14 protein-coding genes are annotated in these 21,398 nt (G+C 65.8%); 8 read left to right on the forward strand and 6 right to left on the reverse strand.

All coding sequences use genetic code 11. From position 1 onward, the window contains the following. Positions 1 to 14: 14 nt before the first annotated feature. The 7 genes from HD599_RS16195 to HD599_RS16225 all read left to right on the forward strand — a co-directional run bounded on the left by HD599_RS16195 (position 15) and on the right by HD599_RS16225 (position 12,396). On the forward strand, positions 15 to 761 hold the full coding sequence (locus HD599_RS16195; protein WP_184239484.1) for a GNAT family N-acetyltransferase: 747 nt from the start codon (positions 15 to 17) through the stop codon (positions 759 to 761). 81 nt (positions 762 to 842) lie between these two features. Then, a complete protein-coding gene (gene cofG, locus HD599_RS16200) occupies positions 843 to 3,206 on the forward strand; it encodes a 7,8-didemethyl-8-hydroxy-5-deazariboflavin synthase CofG (protein ID WP_184239487.1) in 2,364 nt (787 codons plus the stop codon). After that, positions 3,203 to 3,844, forward strand: a complete 642-nt coding sequence (locus HD599_RS16205) for an alpha/beta fold hydrolase (protein WP_184239490.1) — start codon at positions 3,203 to 3,205, stop codon at positions 3,842 to 3,844. The genes cofG and HD599_RS16205 overlap by 4 nt, the downstream gene beginning before the upstream one ends. Next, complete coding sequence (locus tag HD599_RS16210) at positions 3,841 to 5,322, forward strand: flavin-containing monooxygenase (protein WP_343062119.1); 1,482 nt, start codon at positions 3,841 to 3,843, stop codon at positions 5,320 to 5,322. The genes HD599_RS16205 and HD599_RS16210 overlap by 4 nt, the downstream gene beginning before the upstream one ends. Positions 5,323 to 5,470: 148 nt before the next feature. After that, entirely contained in the window at positions 5,471 to 7,492 is a 2,022-nt protein-coding gene (locus HD599_RS16215; RefSeq protein ID WP_184239498.1) for a transglycosylase domain-containing protein, read from the forward strand. A gap of 461 nt (positions 7,493 to 7,953) precedes the next feature. After that, positions 7,954 to 11,679 carry a hypothetical protein gene (locus HD599_RS16220; RefSeq protein ID WP_184239500.1) on the forward strand — a complete coding sequence of 1,242 codons (3,726 nt, stop codon included), beginning with the start codon at positions 7,954 to 7,956 and terminating at the stop codon, positions 11,677 to 11,679. A gap of 396 nt (positions 11,680 to 12,075) precedes the next feature. Then, the gene (locus HD599_RS16225; protein ID WP_184239502.1) at positions 12,076 to 12,396 is read left to right on the forward strand and encodes a hypothetical protein; all 321 of its coding nucleotides are present in this window, start codon (positions 12,076 to 12,078) and stop codon (positions 12,394 to 12,396) included. A gap of 736 nt (positions 12,397 to 13,132) precedes the next feature. Here the strand turns inward: HD599_RS16225 and HD599_RS16230 are convergent. Together HD599_RS16230 and HD599_RS16235 are read right to left on the reverse strand one after the other, a co-directional pair. Further along, on the reverse strand, positions 13,133 to 14,302 hold the full coding sequence (locus HD599_RS16230) for an XRE family transcriptional regulator (RefSeq protein ID WP_184239504.1): 1,170 nt from the start codon (positions 14,300 to 14,302) through the stop codon (positions 13,133 to 13,135). A 17-nt stretch (positions 14,303 to 14,319) separates the two neighbouring features. After that, positions 14,320 to 15,117, reverse strand: coding sequence for a hypothetical protein (locus HD599_RS16235; protein WP_184239506.1), 798 nt, complete (start codon positions 15,115 to 15,117; stop codon positions 14,320 to 14,322). A gap of 1,209 nt (positions 15,118 to 16,326) precedes the next feature. On the opposite strand from HD599_RS16235, the gene HD599_RS16240 reads away from it, so the two are divergent. Next, on the forward strand, positions 16,327 to 17,169 hold the full coding sequence (locus tag HD599_RS16240) for a hypothetical protein (protein ID WP_184239508.1): 843 nt from the start codon (positions 16,327 to 16,329) through the stop codon (positions 17,167 to 17,169). Here HD599_RS16240 and HD599_RS16245 read toward each other — a convergent pair whose 3' ends face one another. The 4 genes from HD599_RS16245 to HD599_RS16260 form a co-directional block, all read right to left on the reverse strand. Beyond that, positions 17,170 to 17,361, reverse strand: a complete 192-nt coding sequence (locus HD599_RS16245; protein WP_184239511.1) for a hypothetical protein — start codon at positions 17,359 to 17,361, stop codon at positions 17,170 to 17,172. Positions 17,362 to 17,436: 75 nt separating this feature from the next. Next, positions 17,437 to 19,176: an ADP-ribosylglycohydrolase family protein gene (locus HD599_RS16250; RefSeq protein WP_184239513.1), complete on the reverse strand. Its 1,740-nt coding sequence runs from the start codon at positions 19,174 to 19,176 to the stop codon at positions 17,437 to 17,439. A gap of 74 nt (positions 19,177 to 19,250) precedes the next feature. Beyond that, entirely contained in the window at positions 19,251 to 19,922 is a 672-nt protein-coding gene (locus HD599_RS16255) for a DarT ssDNA thymidine ADP-ribosyltransferase family protein (RefSeq protein ID WP_184239515.1), read from the reverse strand. Then, positions 19,919 to 21,325: a 3'-5' exonuclease gene (locus HD599_RS16260; RefSeq protein ID WP_221420534.1), complete on the reverse strand. Its 1,407-nt coding sequence runs from the start codon at positions 21,323 to 21,325 to the stop codon at positions 19,919 to 19,921. Before HD599_RS16260 ends, HD599_RS16255 begins: the two co-directional genes overlap by 4 nt. Positions 21,326 to 21,398: the final 73 nt, after the last annotated feature.

Consider the following 21,398-nt stretch of genomic DNA (forward strand, 5'->3'; position numbering starts at 1 on the left):
CCGACAATGGCGGTATGACTACCGAGCCGCGCATCCGCCCGATCACGGGCGCAGACATCGACGACATCGTGGCCCTCTCGGCCGACGAGTTCGGTGCGGCCGGCGCCGCCCGCGACACCCTCGAGCTCGCGGTCACCGGCTGGCAGCAGCTGAAGGCGCCCGTCGTCGTGGCACGCTCGGCCGACGGCGCCTTCCTCGGCTACGCCCGCTCGGTACCGAACGAGGTCGATCCGAGCCCGCGTCCCGAGGGGCAGGTCGCCGAGATCGCCGAGATCGCGGTCGTCCCCGCCTCCCGGCGCGAGGGTGTCGGACGCGCCCTGCTCGCGCGCTCGCTCAAGACCCTCCGCTTGCTCGGCTACGCCCGCGTCGTCGCCCGGGTTACCGACGCATTCGCCGTCGACGGCTGGACCGTGCTGCCCGCCGGCCGCGGCCGCACCTGGATCGAACCGTTCATCGCCCGCGACGACCTCTGGTTCCCGAGCGCGCGCTCCGGCAGCTACTCGCCCCTGCTCGTCGTGCCCTTCGACGCCGCCCGCCCGCGGCAGGCCTGGGCGACCCTGCGCGACGAGCCGCCGATCGTCGAGGCCGAGTACGAGCTCGGTCCCGATTCCCGGCGTTCGGATGCCGCGGCGACCACCGCGATCACCGACGCACTCGCGGAGCTGCCGGCCGCGGTCGCCGCGCTGCCGCCGTCACTGCTCCGGTCGCTGATCGAATCGCCGGCGGCATCCACAAAATTCCGATCGAGAGTAGACTCGTAATCAATTATTCGTAGCGGGCCTTGATTTGGGCTCGAGGGCACTCGCCCGTTCCACCCGACTCGCTCGTTACGAAGGCCTGCCATGACCGCACCGTCTCTCTCGGAGATCCGCGACACCCTCACCCGGCTCGAGTCGTCGACCGACGTCTCCGAACGCGACGCCGAGATCCTCTTCTCCGCCCGCGGCGACGAGCTCGACCGACTGCTCGCCGTCTCGTCGACGCTGCGCGACGGCGGCCTCGAGGCGAGCGGCCGCACCGGCGTGATCACCTACTCGAAGAAGGTGTTCATCCCGATCACCTTCCTCTGCCAGGACCGCTGCCACTACTGCACGTTCGTCGAGAACCCCGGCGCGCTCGCGCGCATGGGCAAGCCGAGCTACATGTCGCCCGACGATATCCTCGAGGTCGCACGCGCCGGGGCGGCGATGGGCTGCAAGGAGGCGCTGTTCACCCTCGGCGACCGCCCCGAGAACCGCTGGCCGAGCGCCCGCGACTGGCTGACCGAGCACGGCTACGCGTCGACGATCGACTACATCCGCGCGATGGCGAAGCTCGTGCTCGAGGAGACCGGCCTGCTGCCACACCTCAACCCCGGCATCATGTCGTTCGGCGAGCTGCAGGCGCTGCGACCGGTCGCCCCGTCGATGGGCATGATGCTCGAGACGACCGCGACCCGGCTGTGGAGCGAAAAGGGAGCCGTGCACTACGGCTCGCCCGACAAGGATCCGGCGCTGCGCCTGCGCGTGCTCGAGGACGCCGGACGCTCGAAGGTGCCGTTCACCACGGGCGTGCTGCTCGGCATCGGCGAGAACAACGCCGAGCGGGCCGAGGCCCTGTTCGCGATCCGCGCCTCGCACGAGCGCCACGGGCACATCCAGGAGACGATCGTGCAGAACTTCCGCGCGAAAGAGAAGACCGCGATGCAGAACGAGGACGACCTCGCGCTGCAGGAATACGTGGCGGCCGTCGCCGTGGCCCGGGTAGTGATGGGGCCGGATGCCACGATCCAGGCGCCCCCGAACCTGACAGACGCCACCGAGCTGGGGTTGTTGATCCGCGCCGGGATCGACGACTGGGGAGGAGTGAGCCCGCTCACAGCCGACCACGTCAATCCGGAACGCCCCTGGCCCGAGCTCGACGATCTGGCCGCGCTCACCGCCGCCGCTGGGTTCGAGCTGCGCGAGCGGCTCACCGCGCATCCCCCCTACATGGACGACGCCTGGCTCGACCCGCGCCTGCGCGCACACGTCGACGCCCTTGTGGCACCGTCCGGCCTCGCCGACAAGGACGCGCCCGTGCTCGGCCGCCCGTGGGCCGCGGCCTCCGTCGCCTCGACTCTCTCGCCCGTGTTGCGCCGCGCCGCCGTGGACCCGGCCGGGCTCTCCGACGACGACTACGTGGCGCTGCTCGGGTCGGACGGCGCCGAGCTCGAGGCCCTCGCCGCCCTCGCCGACGAGGTGCGCGTCGCCGCGGTCGGCGACCGCGTGAGCTTCGTGATCAACCGCAACCTCGACTCGTCGCTCGTCTCCGATCCCGCCCTCATCGGCGACCTCGCCGACGAAGCGGCCGCTCTCGGCGCGACCGAGATCTGCGTGCAGGGTCTGGTGCCCGTCGGCGGTTCCTACTTCGACGTCGTCGCGGCCATCAGGTCGCGCCAACCGTCACTGCACCTGCACGCTTTCCGCCCGACCGAGGTCGTCGACGGCGCCGAACGCCTGGGCATCACCGTCGCCGAGTTCTACGCCCGGCTGCGGGACGCGGGGGTCGGCACTGTGCCCGGTACGGGCGCCCGCATCCTCGACGACCGCATCCGCGCCGCGCTCAGCGAGAACACCGACCCGCCCGCCGCCGAGTGGATCGCCACGATCGAGGCCGCGCACCACGCCGGGTTCCGCTCCACAGCGACCATGGTCTACGGGCACATCGAGACCGCGGCCGACCAGGTCGCGCACCTGCGCGCGCTGTCGCACATCCAGGACCGCACCGGCGGTTTCACCGAGTTCATCGCGATGCCGTTCGTGCCGGTCGACTCCCCGCCCGTGGCCGGAGCCCGTCCGGGCCCCACCGTGCGCGAGTCCCGCGCGTTGCACGCCGTCGCGCGGCTCATGCTGCACGGGCGAATCGACCACATCCAGGCCGCGTGGACCAAGCTCGGTCTCGCCACCAGCCAGGCCGTGCTGCGCGGCGGAGCCGACGACCTCGGCGGGCTGTTGCTCGACGGCACGATCGCGCCCGAGGCCGGTGCCGAGGCGCACCGGTCGCTGACCATCGCCGACGTCGAGCGCGTCGCCGCCGAGATCGGGCGCGAGGCCCGGCAGCGCACCACCGACTACGGATCGCCGACGCCCGAGCAGCTCGCGTTCGCCCGGCGCGCCGACGCCCCGCCCGCATCGCGCCTCCACCTGCCGCTGCGCGAACGCCGCGCCGCGCTGGCCGCGTCGTGACCCTGCCGCTCGTCCTCCTCCCAGGGCTATCCGGATCGGCGGCGGTCGACTTCGCGTTCCTCGCCCCGGTGCTCGCGCGGCAGCGCGAGGTGATCGCACTCGATCTCGACGACCGTACGCCGTCGCGTCTGCCCGACGGCCCGTTCGACCTCGTCGGATACTCGGTCGGCGCGGTCGCCGCCGCCGAGCTCGCCCTCACCGCCGACGTGCGCCACCTCGTCCTCGTCGCCGGGGTGCTCGAGAGCGGCGAGCGCCAGCGCCGCTTCGCCCGCGTCTGGCACGGGCTCTCCCCCGCCGACCGGGAGACCTTCGCCCGCTTCGCCGCGCTCGACGGCGACGACGACCCCGTGCTGGCGTTCCGCGACGACCTCGTCGACCGGTTCGCCGCGGCGAACGTCGACGCCGCCGCGATCACCGCGCCCACCCTCGTCATCGGCTGCGCGGCCGACGCGGTCGCCACGGCCGACCAGTCGCGCGCGCTCTTCGCCGCGATCCCCGACTCGCGCTACGCCGAGGTCGACGCCGGACACGCCGTGCTCGCCGAGCGCCCCGCCGAAGTGCTCGGCCACATCGAGGGTTTCCTGAGTTTCCCCGCGCGCTACCCCGCCGCGGCCGTCATCCCGGCGGCGCGGCCGTGAACGAGCGCGAGGATGCCGCCGCCGTCGAGGTCGACACCGTCATCGTCGGCGCGGGCTTCGGCGGCCTGGCCATGGGTATCCGCCTCTCCCGACGCGGTGACGACTTCGTCGTGCTCGAACGCGGCGACGACGTCGGCGGAACCTGGCGCGACAACGTCTACCCGGGCGTCGCCTGCGACATCCCCTCGCACCTCTACTCCTTCTCCTTCGCCCCCAAACACGACTGGTCGCGCTTCTTCGCCCCCGGATCGGAAATTCAGGACTACCTGCGCGACACGGCGAGCGAGATCGCCGACCGCATCCGCCTCGGCACCGACGTGCTCGACATGCGCTGGGACGCCGACGACGACCGCTGGCTGGTAACCACGTCGACCGGTTACTACTCCTGCCGCACACTGGTCGTGGCCGCGGGACGCCTGTCAGAACCCCGGATGCCGCGGCTGTCCGGCCTCGATACCTTCACCGGCGCGGCCTTCCACTCCGCCCGCTGGGACGACAGCGTCGACCTGGCCGGCAAGCGCGTGGGCGTCGTGGGGACCGGCGCCTCCGCGGTGCAGCTCGTGCCGCGGCTCGCCGACACGGCGGCGAGCGTCGTCGTCTTCCAACGGTCCGCGGCGTACGTCGTGCCGCGTCCCGACCGCGAATACTCGGCCGCCGAGATCGCGCGCTTCGAGCGCGACCCCGCCGAGCTGCGCCGCACCCGGGAGCGGCTCTTCTGGAAGGCGGAAGAGGGCTTCGCGCAGCGCATCGGCGTGCCGGCGGCCATCGACGGCCTGCGCGACAGCGCGCTCGCCCACCGCACGGCGCAGGTCGCCGACCCGAAGCTGCGCGCTGCCCTCACCCCCGACTACGAGATCGGCTGCAAACGCGTGCTGCTCTCCGACGACTTCTACCCCGCGTTGGAGCGCGACTCCGTCACCCTCGAAGCCTCCGCGCTCGAAGCCGTCGACGGCGGCCGCGTCACCGCCGCGAGCGGCGCGGAGTACGACCTGGACGTGCTGGTGTTCGCCACCGGGTTCGTCTCCACCCGGCCCCCGTTCGCCGAGCGGGTCGTCGGTCGGGGCGGCATCCGGCTCTCTGATGCCTGGAGCGACGGCATGGTCGCCTTCGCCTCGACCACCGTGCACGGTTTCCCCAACCTGTTCGTGATCGACGGGCCCAACGCGAGCCTCGGCCACAACTCGGCCATCGTGATGATCGAGGCGCAGGTCGAGTACATCCTCGGGGCGCTCGACGCCTCCGCCGGTGCCACGCTCGAGGTGACCGCCGAGGCCCAGGCCGGGTACGTGGACGGCCTCGACGCGCGCAGCGCCAACACCGTCTGGCTCGAGGGCGGCTGCGACAGCTGGTACGTCGACGCCGAGAGCCGGCGGCTCACCCTGCTCTGGCCCGACTTCGCGTTCGCTTTCCGGGATTCCCTGGCCGAGTTCGATCCCGCGCCCTACCGGATTACTTCTCTCAATACAGTCTCGATTTAGACCGCGCACTTTTTTCGTTCAGGAACGTAACGTACGGTCGTTCTACCGGGATTAGGAATTCGAGAGGCACCACTGCATGTCAACGTCACAAGCGCGCGATCGCAGGGCCGCCTAAGTGTCGCAGAACCCTCCTCACGAACCCGTTTTCGTGTCCCTCGACGAGGTCGCGACCGACGTCATCGTCGACCACCATCCCCTCGCCGCCACCCGGGTCAAAGCCGGGCTGATCGTGCTCGCCGCGTCGGTGCTCGTCGGCGCCCTCGTGGCCGCCGCGACGATGCCCTTCGCGGCCGTCGCCGAGACCGCGACCACCGAGGCGGGCGACTACTGGGCGAGCTTTCCCTCCGACCTGACCGTCGAGGCCGCCCTCCCGCAGCACACGGTGCTTCTCGACAAGGACGGCGTCGAGTTCGCCCGCTTCTACAGCGAGAACCGCATCGATGTCACGTTCGACCAGATCTCGCCCAACTTCTCCAACGCGCTCGTCGCCACCGAGGACGCGCGCTTCTACGAGCACACCGGCGTCGACTTCATCGGCATCGCCCGCGCCGCGATCAAGAACTTCGTCAACAACAACACGGCGGAGGGTGGCTCGACCATCACCCAGCAGCTCGTGCAGAACATCCTCGTCAGCAACGCGACGACCGAGGAAGAAAAAGAAGTCGCCCAGGGCACGAGCTACGAGTCCAAGGTGCGCGAGGTCAAGTACGCGGTCAACCTCGAGAAGACGATGACCAAGCAGGAGATCCTCGCGGCGTATTCGAACGCCGTCTTCCTCGGCAACCAGGCCTACGGCGTGCAGGCTGCCGCCCGGGTCTATTTCGACACGGATGCCGCGTCCCTGACGATCCCGCAGGCGGCGATGCTCGTCGCCCTGCTCAAGAGCCCCGTCTACTACGACCCCTACGTCTACCCCGAAGAGGCGCAGGCCCGTCGCGACATCGTGATCGACCGCATGTACGCGCAGAGCTACATCACCGAGGCCGAGGCGACCGAGGCGAAGGCGACCCCGATCACCCTCGTGCGCGGCTCCATCGCCACGGGTTGCGCGGCGTCGGCCTACCCGTACTACTGCTCCCTCGTCAGCGACGAGCTGCAGAACGACGAGGCCTTCGGTGCCACTGCCGAGCAGCGCCAGGAGACCTTCCGCCGCGGCGGCATCACCATCACCACGGCCCTCGACCGCACGGTCGCCGACGCCTCCCAGCGCGCGGTCGAAGAGGCCCTCGGCAACGACAACCGGGTCAAGTCCGGCACAGCGGTCGTGGTCCCCGGCAGCGGGCACATCGCGGCCGTCGCCGAGAACACGACCTGGGACACGAACCAGATCGTCTACGCCACGAGCGCGTTCCAGACCGGCTCGGTGTTCAAGCCGATCACGCTGGCCGCCGGCCTCGAGTCCGGGCTCACCCTCGACACCCGGTACACCGCCAACGGGCCGTACTTCCCCGACGACATGACGGCACCGCCGAAGGGGTTCACCAACTTCGGCAACAGCAACTACGGGTCGATCAACGCCAGCACCGCCATCCGGCAGTCGGTCAATGTCTACTTCGTGAAGATGATCGAAGAGGTCGGGGTCGTCCCCGTCGTGGAGATGGCCAACCGCCTCGGTATCCACAGCATCGACGTCGACGAGCCGGGGCTCGACGTGCAGGCCTCGGTCGCGCTCGGCACCAAAGAGGTCAGCCCGCTCGAGATGGCCACCGCCTACGCGACCTTCGCGGCCGGCGGCTACATGTGCGACCCGATCGCCATCGTCTCCGCCGTGCGCACGAGCACCGGCGTCCCCGTCGAGACCCCCTCGGCGAACTGCCACCAGGAGATCTCGCCCGAGGTAGCCGCCGAGATGGACGACGTGCTGCAGGGCACCTTCCGCGGCGGCACGCTCTCGAGCGTCGGCTCTCTGCCCGGCCGCGAGACCGGCGGCAAGACCGGCACCACCGACGACAGCACCGCCAACTGGACCGTCGGCATGACGCCCCAGTTCGCCACGGCCGTCTGGGTCGGCGACCCGCGCGGCGGCACCGAGTACCCGCTCACCCGCGTCGAGGCGTACGGACGCACCTACTACCGCACCACGGGCTCCGCCATCGCCGGCCCGATCTGGAAGTCGATCATGAGCGACATCCACGTCGACGTTCCGATCGTCGACTTCCCGAACGGCTAGCGCCGGCCGTCAGCAGGGCGACCCTGCGCGGCAGCGCCCTGCCCACGCGGCGGCGCCCTGCCTGCGCGCGTTGCCGCAAATCGACCCGTTCCGACCCCGGATGGGTCGATCTGCGGCATTCCGACGCGCCGCGAGGAACCGCGCACAAAAAAGGCCCCCGGTTTCCCGGGGGCCTTCTCCATGTCGACTGTCTTGGTAAGAGACCTGTGGGTCGTTTACATAACTCTTTTTCACGCCACGCCCTCGCCCAAACACAGGGAACTTTTGCACTCGAAGGGGTCGACTGGAACCAGGATCCTCCGCACACTTTGAGAAAATCCTCCGTGAAGAACTCAGTAAAAATCTAGGTTTTGCGGCGCATCTTCCGCCGCAATCCAACAGAATTCAGGACAATGGCGGGCCGGGCCGGTGTCACTGATCTGTTCAGTAGGTTTTGGCGACGCTTCGCGGTTGTATTAGCTATGGGCCGGGACAAACTCAAGAAGCCGAAGAAGCAGCCGAAGGCAGGCGCGGTGGATTTGTCCGCCATTGTCGGCGAATACGACCGCGAGGGTCTCTGGACACTGCTGCTCGCGGCGGGCGCTTCGCCTACAGTGCGACGGCGTTGGTCGTCGATCGGATTCCTCGTGCATGCGTTTGCGAGAGCGCATTTGTCCGGCTCGAAGCCCACGGCCCCTGAAACGACGTTTGGAAAGTTGCTCGCAGCGGTCGATGCGGCGAATCCGGGGTATTCCGCCTATGAGGACTACCTCGCCCCCGACCCCAGGCTGGCCGTCCGTGTCCGCATCGGCGATTCGACGATCCGTCTGTTTCCCGGTTCCAGCGAGCGGCCGGTTGCCGATGTGGACAGAGCCCTTCTGCTCTCGTCTGCACTAGACGCCAAACTCGTCGGGATACACGGGTTCGGTATCGCTGACCTGCTGGACGTCGTACTTGGATACGTGGACTTGGTCACAGAACGTTTCGCCGTTGTGTGGCCGGGCGGCGAGCTACCTGATGGATCCACGTCACTCACAGCGGCCGAACTGGATGTGGCTCGGAAAATCTTCGAGCTAGGGACACCGAAACAGCTCGTCTCGAACGACCGTCAGAAGCTCGCATTGGAGTGGATGACGTCTGAGGTCAGTGATTTCGATTTCGAGCCGGGACACGCGCAGAGCCCTTTCGGACGGTTCCTCCGGTTCCGCGCAGCACCGGACGAGTCGCCTCGGTGGCTACCTCTCGCTTTCCTGCCCGAGATCCTCAGCTCCGCCGTCGGAGAACTCGCGAAAACAATCTCCAAAGACTCTGCGTCCAACTTCGCGTTCGCACAGGCGTCGGCTTCCGCGACGCGGGAGTACCTGTGGAGGTTCGCGCACATGTTGTATGGGCCGCCCGATCTATCCAAGGGCCCGGCCGTTTCGCCGGAGAACGTGGTTCAGTGGGTCATTCCCTTGGGCGAGCAGCTCACGTTGGCCGTGCAGGTGCTCTCGGGAATGGATGCGGACCGAATCGGATTCCGCGAGGACTTTGCCGTATCGATGGTCGCCCGAAAAGCTGCAACGGGTTCGGGCGTCACCGTGAAGTTCCCCAGAGGTGAGGTGCACCTCGACCGGGGCGTAGAAGTGGTGCCGCTTCTCGTCGTTTCGACACCGGACCACATCATCGTCCCCCAGAGAGGGGGCTTGGCGAGCGTGTCGTTGGACGACCTGCGGTGGATGTCGACCTCCGCTGACAGCGAGTTCGATCTCCTCAACTTCTGCCGCGACGTTTCCTCTCCAGCGATGACGGGCTCAATCGGGTATGAAGCAATCGACTACTGGGAGACCTGGCGGGACAACGGAAAAGCATTCTTCACTGGCGCGCACACCGGCGCGATCATGGTCATCGAGCCGCACGCGAGCGGGGAGGAGTGGAAGAGGACGGCGGAATGGACCTCTGCCGAGCAGGCTCTCGCGGTCTTGGGCCTGCCTGCTTTGAGAGAAACGATTGGCGTCAGCCACGCCCGTGAGGCCCCAGTAGCTGTCTACCGGTGGGTGGACGCCGAACCCGACCTTGACGCCGACGATATACCGCGAGATGTGTCCGGACGCCATTTCAGGCCGGCTCCGGCCGGGTGGTCGGTGCACACCGGTCCAATTCCCGTTGCCATATCCGCCGGAGACGCCACGCGGAACGAACGCGAGCACCGTCAGCTCCTCCACGACATGGCTGGGTCGATCGGTTTCGCCGTCGAAGCTGTTTTGGACGAGTGGACGGCCGCCCATGACGACTCGGGTATTGCCGGATACGTCTTGGATCAGGTGATCCGGGAAGAGAGTGCAGCCGAGACTGGCGCACAGTGGGTGTCAGACGTAACCATTGACGACCGAGGAATCGTCCACGCGACAGTGAACGTCCACTTCGAACGATTCGCCGAATTGGGCGACGGCGACTCTCCCGCGATCCGCTCCGAGTTCGCGACTTGGATGAAGGAACTTTTGGTCGAATCCGGCATCAGCCAGGCCAAGACCGAAAGGGTGTTTGCTGCAGTGCTGGCCGCCCCGCCAACCATGACCCTGAATGTGGCAGAGACTCAGACGAGGCGCAACAATCTTGGCGCTGCTGTCGAAATCGACGACGCCTTCGTCTCCACTGCCAACCGCATGATCGCCGAACGGGTGAAGGCCGCGGGGGTCGTACCGAAATTGTACGAAGGCGACGAGGCGAAAACTCTCGACCGAGATGTGCTTGCGGCGATCGCCCTAGAACTTCTCGAAGAGCGCCTCAGTGAATACAGCAGCGACAAGTTGGTTGCCTTCGGGATGGAACAACTTCAGCGGACGGTAGACAACAGCGCCCGGAAGCTCGAGAACGTCCGACGATCCGCTAGGGAGCTCTCGCTCAGCTGGGATCCAGTCGACCGCGCAGCCCAGACCCACGCGCAAGGACACGTGCTGCGCCGGTATAACGAAATTGTCGTCGAGGCGGCCCTTCGCTCAGCACCATCCGGCGACAAGATCATGGACGAGCCCGCATGGGGCGGAATCCTTGCAGCCGCCAAGGCCTACTTGGAAGCGACCGCACGCAGCGAGAGCATCCACTACCAAGTCACCCCAACGGCGATCAAAATCAGCGATCTTTTCGAGATCACCATCCAAGACGTCACTCTTATGGGTCCTGCCAAGGGCGGGAGAAATCCCTACCAGTTGAACGGCGCCGAGTACTCCGAAGCAATAATCCGGGAAGGCTTCGAAGACGACTGGCCGGAAAGCGCGGTGCCCGCTTCGCTTCATGAGGCCGTCGACGTGGAGATGCTCGCCGCCTTCGGGGCGACTTCGCTCGACATCTATGCGACTCTGTTGTCTCTCGCCGGAATCGAGTACGCGCCTGGCGACACTGAGGTGAAGTCGATGTCGGTCGATCAGATGCTCGCATGGGTGCTCAGTAATACGACCTTGGGCGAGGAGGAGAGCGGCGAAGCCCGTGTCACCGCTGCCCTTGCCTTGCTCACCAGCACCGGCGAGGGCTTGCGGAAGGACGATTGGCGGCCGTGGCTCGCCCGGACCCGTCTGAGGCGCCTGCTCGTTCAACCGCTGCCGACGTTGAGCACTGGTGAGGTTCTCGTCGCTCCGCACTTCCTACTCTCGTCACTGAAAGTGTTTGGCGGCTACCTCAACCAGGGGCAGCTCCCGTGGAGCCAACCCGCGCCTCCTGTTCCTCTCGAACGTGCTCTGGAGCGGTTCCGCGACGCGAAGAACACAGCGCTCGAGAAAGACGTCGTCGCGCTGTTGGTAACGGACGGATGGTCAGTCGTCAGCAACATCAAGGAGACGAAGCCGAAACGGCTCGGGCTCACATCGTTGTCGACCGAGATTGACGCCGTCGCCGGCCGAGCTGGGGATTCGGTCATCCATCTCTTGGAGGCGAAAGATCCCGCAAACGTCTTCGCAATCCCTCAGATCAGCCGCCAGCTTGACGACTTCTACCTCGACGGGAAGAAGAACGCCTATGCCACCCAGCTGCAGCGCAAGTACGACGACCTCGCCCCGCATGCCGACAAAGTGGCCGCTGCGCTCGGACTCCCGCCCAGAGACGCGACAGCCCCGTACCGGGTCGAGGCGACTTTCGTCACCCGTGTTCCCGTGCCGGCGGCGTTCGTCGGCGGGCCGTTTCCGTTCTTGACGGCCGCGACCCTGCTCGACGGCCTGAAAGCGAAGGAGCACTGAACATGTCCGATGACTATCCCGAGATCGCTCCCGGAGAGTACCGTCGCTTCGCCGAGCTGATCCGCGAAGGCGGCGACATCGGTCCCGCCATCGACGAACTCTACGCAACTGTGACCCTAGGTCTGGGGGTCTGTAAACGAACGGCAGTCTGTGTGGATGGGCGAGGGTTGAGGGATGTACTGCGGAGCCCGAACTCAAGACGGATCGGCCTGTCGCAACCCCAAGAACCGCTGTCAGCACCACGGCAACTATTCGCCCACCAACCAGTCAAGCTCCCGTCCGAGGCAGTCGCTCCCGGAGGTGAAGCTCTCCTTGTCGGTCGTTCCTCCGACCCACAGTTCGGTGCCGGTGCCGTCCCGCACCGTCCAAGCCCCAGCCCCAGCCCCAGCGGACAGGGTGGTCAACCATTTCGGCTTGTGGGTGTTCTTCGGCCTTCTGATTGCTTCACTCGCCGGGATCGCGGATCGGCTGCCCGCCGGCAGCGGTGACTTCGGGGTCGCCCTGGTCGCCGTCTCGATCTTCGTGCCGTTCATCGTCACCGTCATGTGCTGGAGCCGCTGTCACAGCATCAACCGCTCGGTTCCGGGGCGTTGCGGGAATCCGAAGAGGTGGTTCGGCGCTAGGTGCCATCACCACAACGGGCTGAACGCGTCCGACTGGGCCGGCCTGCTGTCCCTCGTGATCGGGATCGCAATGATCTCGTGGTGGGCCTTGTAGATCTGATCGGTCGTCGGTGCGGATGTGGCTTGCCGCATGTCTCTGCGATGGAGAGGAGACATGATGCACCGAACAGAGTCTGAGGTCCCCGCCTGCCGCCTCGGGTTGCGCGATACGATCGCTGACGCGCTCACCGCTTCGCCAGTGTCGTACGCCGAGACCGCCCGCGTCACCTTCATCGCAGTGCCCGGTATCACCCACGAGCAGTGGTGGCCGCAACTGGCTGTTTACCTCGACGCGGTGCGGGACGCTGGCGGGAGAGTCGTCGCAGAAGGTCACCTGCTCCACGAACCGGTAGCCGGGCGACGGGCGAGAGCACGCCAGGCGCGACTGGCGAAGCATGCAAGTGACGTCGCTGGCGCCTTGTCGCCGCATGGTTGGGTAGACAGCTCCGGCGTCCTGCCTTACTCCACCGAGGACGACATCGTCGTTCACAACGAGCGTGACCGCTTGATGGCGTGGCGGTGGTGGCATCTCCTCCTCGAGCTGCCGATCCATCTCTTCCTCCTTCGCAGGCGGCCGCCCCGTACCTTCGCGCTCGAATGGGAGTGGTTCGACAGTGCAGAGAACCAAGCGTGGACCCGTGTCGCCCGCGCGGAGGCACTGCTGGAAGCCGCTAGAGCCGTTGACGGAGACACCGTCGTGCTCGTCTCACCGATGATGGCCGCCTATCTCGGCGTAACGGAGCCAGACGGGTGGCAAGAACCATCTGCGACGAGCGAATCCGTGCGATTTCCTAGATCGCGACCGGTCCGCTCCGCTCCGCTCCCGAAGATTCATCCTCAACACCGAGAACGCTTCGTCCTCTGATCGGGGTGCGGGAAGTGATGATCTCGAAGACGGGGCGCGGGAGACCCGGACCTCTGAGCAATTGATCGGAAGGGATGCCCGCGTTTTCGAGGATCTGCACGGCTTGAGGCAGCAGTGACGGCATCTCGAGGACACCGACGTTCCCGGGTTCTGCACGTCGCCACCCTCGCTGGGATATGGCGATCATCGCGTTGCGGTAGCTGACATCGCCCATGATCCCGAGAGCGCGGGCACGGAAGAGAAGTGACTGCATGCTGACTCCCCAGTGTTCTTTCAGCGCTCGCAACTGCGTCCACCCGCTGCCGGTTGTTGATTTGGGAAGATGCGGGCCTATCTCGTCGGCGGGCATGAGGAACTCGGATGCGAATCTGTGCGCTTGGTCTTCGACGATTCGGCCGCCTGGTTCTGCGTCCGAGTGCATGATCAGGTGCCCCAATTCGTGTGCGACGTCAAAGCGCTGCCGGTAGTAGTCGTCCTTTTCAGGATTGAGGACGATGACAGGGCGAGTCGAGCTCTCGAACGAGTAGGCGTCAATCGAAGCTGTCTGTGACGGGCTGAAAACGACCAGCACTCCGGCGTTCTCAACGAGACGGATAAGGTGCGGGACTGGGCCCGTGGCGAGTTTGAGATGACGGCGGGTTTCCCTTGCCGCCTCTTCCGGAAGTCCGGATACCGTCTGAGTCCCGTCCACAGGTACTGATGGAAGGTCAGGGGCTGGGAACTCCACCGACTTTTCGAGCAGCGACGCAACATCGGAAGCTAGCCGTCCATACGCATAGGCCTGGTCTTGCAGCTTCTGGCTGGTGGCCCGGAGGGATCGGAAGTGCGGCATCGCGGGGATGAACGCGTTGAGGCCGGCCGGATGGAAGAAGTGCGGTTCGACCTGCAGCACCAGACTCAGCTTCGCGACAGCGGCTTCGTTGGGCTTCTGCGCGCCGGATTCCCACCCGGACACGGACGCCGGGGCCATGCCGATCCGATCCGCCAGCTCGATCTTCCTCAATCCTGCCAATTGGCGGGCGAGGGTGAGTTTTTGCGGGTCGAAGATGACGGACGCGTTGGAAGACCGTCCCGTCGGACGATTCGTTGAAGACATTGTTGCGAAGGTGCTTTCTATTCCTGTGCCGCGGAGCGCTCGGTGGTTGCCTGTGATCGCAACCGGACGGAAGCGTCGGGGGCAATCGGAACAGGCGGGGTGCCGGGGAGGAGATCCGTGAGTTCGTCAGCCGGGCGGTCGGGAGATCCGAATCCGCCCTGTGCGACCAGCTTCCGCCAGTGCCACGAGCCGTCTCCCGGCTGATCGGAGGCTCGGCTCCGTCCGAAGTAAATCTCGTAGTCGCCGCGCTCTCCATCGAAGCCGTGGGCGAGCACGAAAGTCGTGCCGTCGAATGGCACCCCGAAGTCATGGGCCAGTTCGAACTCGTCGTCGCCTGCTTCCCACAGCGTTGCGTGGCCGTAGTCGAAATGCTGCCGGCCGACGGTCTGCTTGGTTTCGCTCTTGTCGTTCCAGTTGATCCTGTCGACTTCGCCGTATGGCATCGACTGCAGCACCCAACGAACGTTGCCCACCGACCACGCCGGCGAACCTGCGTAGTCGTTGCGCTGGATCTGCGAGCGGTCCAGGACGAGGAACTCGTTGAACGCGTCCGGGTTGAGTCCGGTCGCGAGCAGGTCAAATCCTCTCTCTACGGTTTCGCCCTGCGGCAACTTGTACTTGCCGGCAGCTGCCAGTCGGTCGAACAGGTCGCAGGAGTACTTGTAGGCAAGGAGGCCGATCACCGCCTGATCGTGACCTGCGTCTGGGTCGAAATCCTTGTTAACGCGCCAGAAGACCCATCGACCGACCCAGCGAATAAGCTCAAGCGAGCGGCTGGCCTCGAGCTGTTGCAGCGTTTCAGTTTCTTCCGACATGCGTCGATGATGCCACATTTTCAGTATCCAGTGTACGAAAACGCCGCTTTTCGCGAATTTTCTGTTCTTCCGCGTGACTACAGTGAGCAAGCAACGCGTTCACAGACAGTTGCCGCGGCCAACAACGTGCCCCTCCATCCGGCGGAGCAATTGGCACCCGGCGGAGCATGCGATTCCGACGACCAACCCGTAAGCCGCCGTCGGCGCGCGACGACCACGGGCGACCAGGTGCGCGGAACGTCATCTATCCGTTCGGCAGAAATGAATTCGTCGAAGGATCCACTGCACGCCCTGCCGCATTCGGAACAGATCATCATCGTCTCGCCGTCCCCCGACACGCCCACAAGACCCGCGCCGTCGCAGAAAAGGGCGAATAGAGCGCTTGGCGGAACTGTGGATAACTTGTGCACAGATCGGCGTGGCGAATCCACAGCCTGTGAATAACATCGCTGTAATTCGCACTTAGTGGGGATAAGTCCGCAGAAATACCCCTAAAAGGGGCCTGCATGCCCTCTAGGCACGATAAAACCGTAAGTTTGGCATCTTGTGCACGTTGGTCAAGATCGGCCGTTAGAGGGGCGTGTGTCGCCGCAGTCGTCTAGGATGAGAGGCGTAACAAAAAGAACCCCGATCGGCCATGGTCGAGGGGGCTCGAACGACAGATCGGGGTTGCAGTGTCTTTAGCGGGACTCTTCGACCTTAGGCCCTCGATAGGGCCTACACCAGTTGGCGCTACGCCTGCCGGTCGTGTATCTGTCCGATCACCAAAAGAATCGGAACACGAAAATGGGAAAATCATCCAGTTCAGGAAAGCCCTCCAAGGCATCGCTGTCGAAGGCGGGTAGGACGCTTGCGTCCAACTCGTCGTCGAAGACGTCCAAGTCGAGCGCGGGCTCGACGCTCGGCAAAGGTTAGCCCGTAGGGAGCGCCGGGGCGGTCGGGCTTACGTCCGCCCCGGCACTTCCGCCCGTCGAAGAGGAAAACCAGATGTACACCCAGGAATGCGCTCAATGCGACGGAACCATGGTCCTCGCGGTCGCACCGGTCGAGCGGCGAAAAGCAGGTTCCCAGTTCAGCCACCCCCAGAACATCGACGAGTGGCGGTGCCCGAATGGTCACTTCAGGCCCGTCACCGATTCGGAATGGCGGACCTACCAATAGCTGCGGCTGGCGGCCCGGATAACGGACGGCCACGGATAGTCTTCGGCTATGGAAATCGCATCGTCCGAGGCACGCCAAGCGCTCCATTACTTGAGCTCGGTACAACGACACGGATACGCTCCGACAGCTGCCGAGCTTGATGCCTACGCAGGCGGACCGACCCCTCGGTTTTTTCCTGCGCCTGGCAGCGGGATGATCCGTTGGACCAGCGACTTCGAGGAGTTCCAGCGATCGGAAGACCTGCGCGCGGGAAGAGCGTCATTCGAAAGCTTCGCCACGTATCTTGTCCGCCTAGGTTGGGCGGCGCTCGTCCCGGAAAAGCGGTTGTCGATCACCGCGCTGGGCATTGCGGTGCTCGGCGCGATGAACGACGAAGCCGCATTGGACATCCAGATGGTAGTCGCCAAGGCGATCGACCCCGACGATCCTTTCGCCTACGCGAAGATCATTGGCGAGATCGCGGGAACCGACGACGCGATGGTCGTCGACCCCTATTTGAAAAGCGACGGTCTACAGGACCTTCTCCGTCTGGCCAGCGTCAGCCGGGTCCTCACATCGGACGAGTCCCGTCCGGGGAGGTCCAAACCGAGCCCGAAGATTGCTGTGTTCGAGCACATGGTCGAGGCCTCCGTCGCTTCCGGATTCGAATTGCGGATACTGCCACTGGCGCAGATGCACGACCGGTATGTGATCCCGAAGTCCGGATCTGTACTGAACCTGACCACGAGTTTCAACTCGATCGGGCAACGAATCGGCGTCGCCGTGTGGCTCCCGGAACTGCCGAGTGCCGCGATCAGGGATGCACATGCCGCGCTATGGGCTGCCGGCACGGCAGTCGCACGGCAGTCGCCGCCCGGGCCGGAGAGCGACCCGGGCGCGACGACACTCTGACTATCCGACGTCCTTGAGCAGGTCCGCCGCAGCGAGAGCCTCTGCTTCGCCGATGTAGCGGGCGCGAGTGCTCTCCGGGGCGTTCGGCCACACGGACGGCAGTTCGCCGGTGCGGGTGACGAACAGCAGCCTCGCTACAGTTCCGATCAGTTCCGTGCGTTCCGTCGCGGGTGCTTCGTTGGTCTTGTCCATGATGATGTCCTCGATTCCGACCGGGACGATTTCCTGGTCGGATGGAACATGCGCGGCACCCGCCGGCCGAAAGAACTAGCGGCGAGTCTGGAGCGACGAACGGACCGCGCCCGCGAAGGTCGCCATCTGCTCGAGCGTCCCGTCCCGTGCGATCCGTCCGAGCGCCTGTCCGACTGCGCTGTCCGAGAAGCCGTTTCTCTGAAGCCAGACGAGGATCAGGTCGATGTCGATCGACGAGCCGAACGGCCAGTCGCGCGATGCGTTCGATTTCACGGTCCGTGACGATGCTTCCGGCTTCGATTTGACTGCGATCTCGTCGAATAGTGCCGGCTGAGGCTCCGAGGGACGGGACGCCGCCTGCTTGGTCGGGACAGCAGCTGAGCGGGCTTCCACAGGCTGGGGGCGCCGTACACGAGGCCCGTTGCCGGCGGGAAGTTCGGTCAGCGTGGTGCGGTGTTTGATGAGCACGCTGGGGCCGAAGGACGTATTCGCCCAAGCCCACGCGGACTCGCGGACAGTCGACTGCTCGGTGGTGAAGGTCAGCCATCCGAGTCCCGCCAGAGCGGGCCTTCCGTCAACCAGACCGACGACGTCCAGCTGGGAGTGTGGCGGGGTCCAGCGCAGTATGTCGGGGTAGGAGAACTTCGGCGCAGCACGCCCGACACCTACCCGAGTGAGCCGGTCCGCTTCGTCGTGAAGGTATTTGCGGTCCTGAATCCCGTCCGGGGCAGGAGTTGCTGTTGCCGCGCCGACGACAGCGGCGACCATGGTGGCGATCGTGTCGGTGTCGGTGCCGAGTATCGAGGAGGCGAGGACCGCTGCGTGGCGCGGGTTGTCGGGCAGGGCTGCCGCGAGAACCATCGACGCGACGACGGTCGCCGTGCCGCTCCCGCGGGTGTCTTTGTCGGATAGGCCGAGGATACGGCCCGCTTCGATATAGGCGTCGGCTGCGGATTGGGCGCGGTCAGGGTCCGCGAACGCTCCGATCGCCTCGACCAGCGGCGCGCAGGCAGCCAAGGCGCTGCGGCATTCGTCGACCGTCGCCGACCATGCGACGTCAAGCGACTCATAGGTTTCCGATTCCCATCGCGGCCGCCAGTAGGAGATGAGCTCGTCGTCGCGGTCGAAAGCCAAGATCGCTCGGGCCGCCCGTTCGAGGAGTCCGTGCCAGTCGCGTTGCGACGGTGCGGCGCCGTGTGCGAGAGCATGCGCGAGCGATAGCGCGTGGAGCACCGCTCCGACGAGCGCCCTGGGGTGCCCGTGGGTGACGATCGAGTTGCGGATGACGTCCGTCAGGTACTCGTCGCCTTGTAGGTCCCGTGCAGCCCAGACGTGCGGCTGGATCCGCATCGCGGCGCCGTTGCCGCCCGCCTTGGTCCATCCGGGGAAGAAGTTCGTCGACCAGGTCGCGCCGGACTTGGTCATGTTCGCTGCAGCTGCTCGCGAGGCGCGGCCTCCGCCGAGAGCGTAGGCGGGCCAGACGGTCAGTTCGATGCGGGCGAACGCCTCGACGTCGAAGCCGTCGCCGGAGACCGCCCGCGAGGTCGCGAGACGGAGCTGTGTGTCGTCCGAGTAGGTGCCAGCGGGCAGCTCGATAGCGACGCCGAATTTTCCGCCGACCCGTCGCGTCCAGGCGAAGGTATCGGTCAGGGGCCGGCCTTTGGTCCGCGTGTGGAACAAACGTTCGTCGACGAGTTCGGAGACGAACCCGAGAGCATCAGCCCAGGCGGACCACAAAATCGACGCGCTGGCCCTCTCGAGCCGGACGAGTTCCCGCCCTGAGGGACCGACGGAGGCTGGTTCTGATCCGGACATCGCGCTCCTTTCGTCGTCTGTGTAGCTGAACTGCTGGCGCGACCGACTGCTTTGCGATGAGCGAGCTGCCGGGGTCACGCTGTTTTGAATACGTCTGGATTGCACGCTACAGCAACACCGGAGAGGTCGACTTTCGAGGCAGCGGCGAACACGGCGAGAAACCCGGCGACTTCGTCAACCTGCCCCGGCTCGGCCACGTAGAGGGCGCGTAGGTGCTCGAGGCCTATGGACACGGGGTAAAGGACTTCGGCCTGCGGGTCCGTAGGAAGCGATGAGGGCATTCCCTGGTACCTGCGCGAGATGGACCCGTAGTGTCCCCATTCGACGGAAGGAGCGAACAGCGCGTCGAACGCGTCGACGCCGCTGCCGCGGAGTGCACATCCGTAGGTGTTGTTCGTCGTCGCGAATTCGACGTCGTCGTGCCCGACGATCTCTACGTCGAATGCGAGGACCACCCACCAGATGTCGTCTTCGGGATGCCACTTCTTCGAGGACTTCAACATCCGGCCGTTCACGCGCGAGATCGACAGATTCACCCAGTCAGTCCAGTCGGCGTCGCCGGCACGGCTGGGCGAGTTCATGAGACGTATGTTCTCGAGGTACTCGTCCTCTTCGAGCCGGTCGTGACTGAGGAGCTTCTCGGAAGCGAGGATGCCAACCAAGCCGCGGTTCGTGGTGAAGTGCAGGATCTCGGTGATGCCGCGTTGCTGAGCGCTGGCGAGGACGGCGGCGCCGGCGGCGTTCACACGCTGACTTTCGTGTAGGTTCCGTCGTTCATCAGTGTGACGACCGAGGACGCCTCCGACTTCTTGTATCCGATGGTGACGGACGTCCTCGCACGGCCCAGACCCATCGCGACGAGGCGGCGCAGCGACTCGAACTGCGAATCGCCGGCCTCTTCGCCGTGCGGGGTGACCTGCTGATTCAGACCGAGCAAGATGACATGGTCGAATTCGAGTCCCTTCGCGGAGTGCAAGGTACTGACCGCCACGTTCTCGTCGCCGCCCGGCCAGGTGGACTTCTGCGTGAGCTCCACCCACGCGATCAGTTCCGTGTCGAGGCGTGTGCGCACGGTGTCGAACCAACGCCCGCCTCGCGGCTTCAGGAAGGCAACAGATTCGTTCGCGGCCACCGCCGGCTTCACGACGTTTTCGATCGCCCAGTCCAGCTGGCCGTTGTACAGACCGGTGAGCACGGTCGGCAGGGGCCCGGTCCGCGTAGCTGCAGAGAAGTCGGGAAGCTCGCCGTCGTCTCCGATTTCCAGCCCTTCGACGAACGGTCGCGCGAACGCGGCGATCTCGCGAGTGTTCCTGTAGTTCGTTTTCAGCGTGCGAGTTGTGCCGGGGGCTGCGTTCGCCTCCCGCCATGTGAAGCCGCGGGGGTAGATCTGCTGGGCCGCATCCATGACGAAAGTCACCTGGTGGTCGTCGGCTACGTGCGCCATGACGGTCCTGAGCTGGTTGGCGGAAAAGTCCTGTGTCTCGTCGATAACGACGACGTCCCACGGGTCCGCGGAGATCTTGCCGGCCGCGATGGCGAGGTCGTTCCAGTCAGACCATCCGAATTCGGCTTTGCGGTCCCGGTACGGGTAGATGACCTCGTCGAGCAGGCGGCGTCGGGTGGCCGCCTCCATCCTCGGCGACTGGCCTCGGCCGATACGGCGGAGACCGATGTAGTCCTCGAGCTTCTCGGGCTCGAGACGGCTGAGGACGTATTCGACTTCGTCCTTGACGAAGTCGAGGTCGCCGCCGAATTTGCGGCAGAGCCCGCGCAGCAGCGCTTCGCAGTAGTCCGGTTCGAGCGCGACGGTTTCCGATGCGAGATCACGGGCGAATTTGGCGAAGGTGACCACGCGCAGTTCGAGCCCTTCGAGTTCCTTGATCTGCTCCTGCGCGAGCGCTTCGATGTAGCCCTTGAGCGTCGTGTTGAACGTCAGCACCAGAACGCGCACTGGACCGGGCAGGTCGAGCCGCGCCTTCCGGTTCACCCAGAACGCACACAGTTGGCGGAGTCGGAGCAGCGCTGTCGTAGTCTTGCCGCTACCCGCGGCCCCTTTGATGAGGAGCACGCCCGGTTTGTTCTCGGTGAGCAGCGCTAGCTGTTCGGCGGTCGGCGGGACTTGAGGGAGTAGTCGCATGTCGTTCTCCACGTTCGATGTCGGCGATGGACCCTGCGGGCGTCAGGGTCCGGTCGTGGCGGCTGCGCTGCCGCCACTTAGTGCG

It is taken from the genome of Conyzicola lurida, assembly GCF_014204935.1.
GTDB classification, from domain to species: Bacteria; Actinomycetota; Actinomycetes; order Actinomycetales; family Microbacteriaceae; genus Conyzicola; species Conyzicola lurida.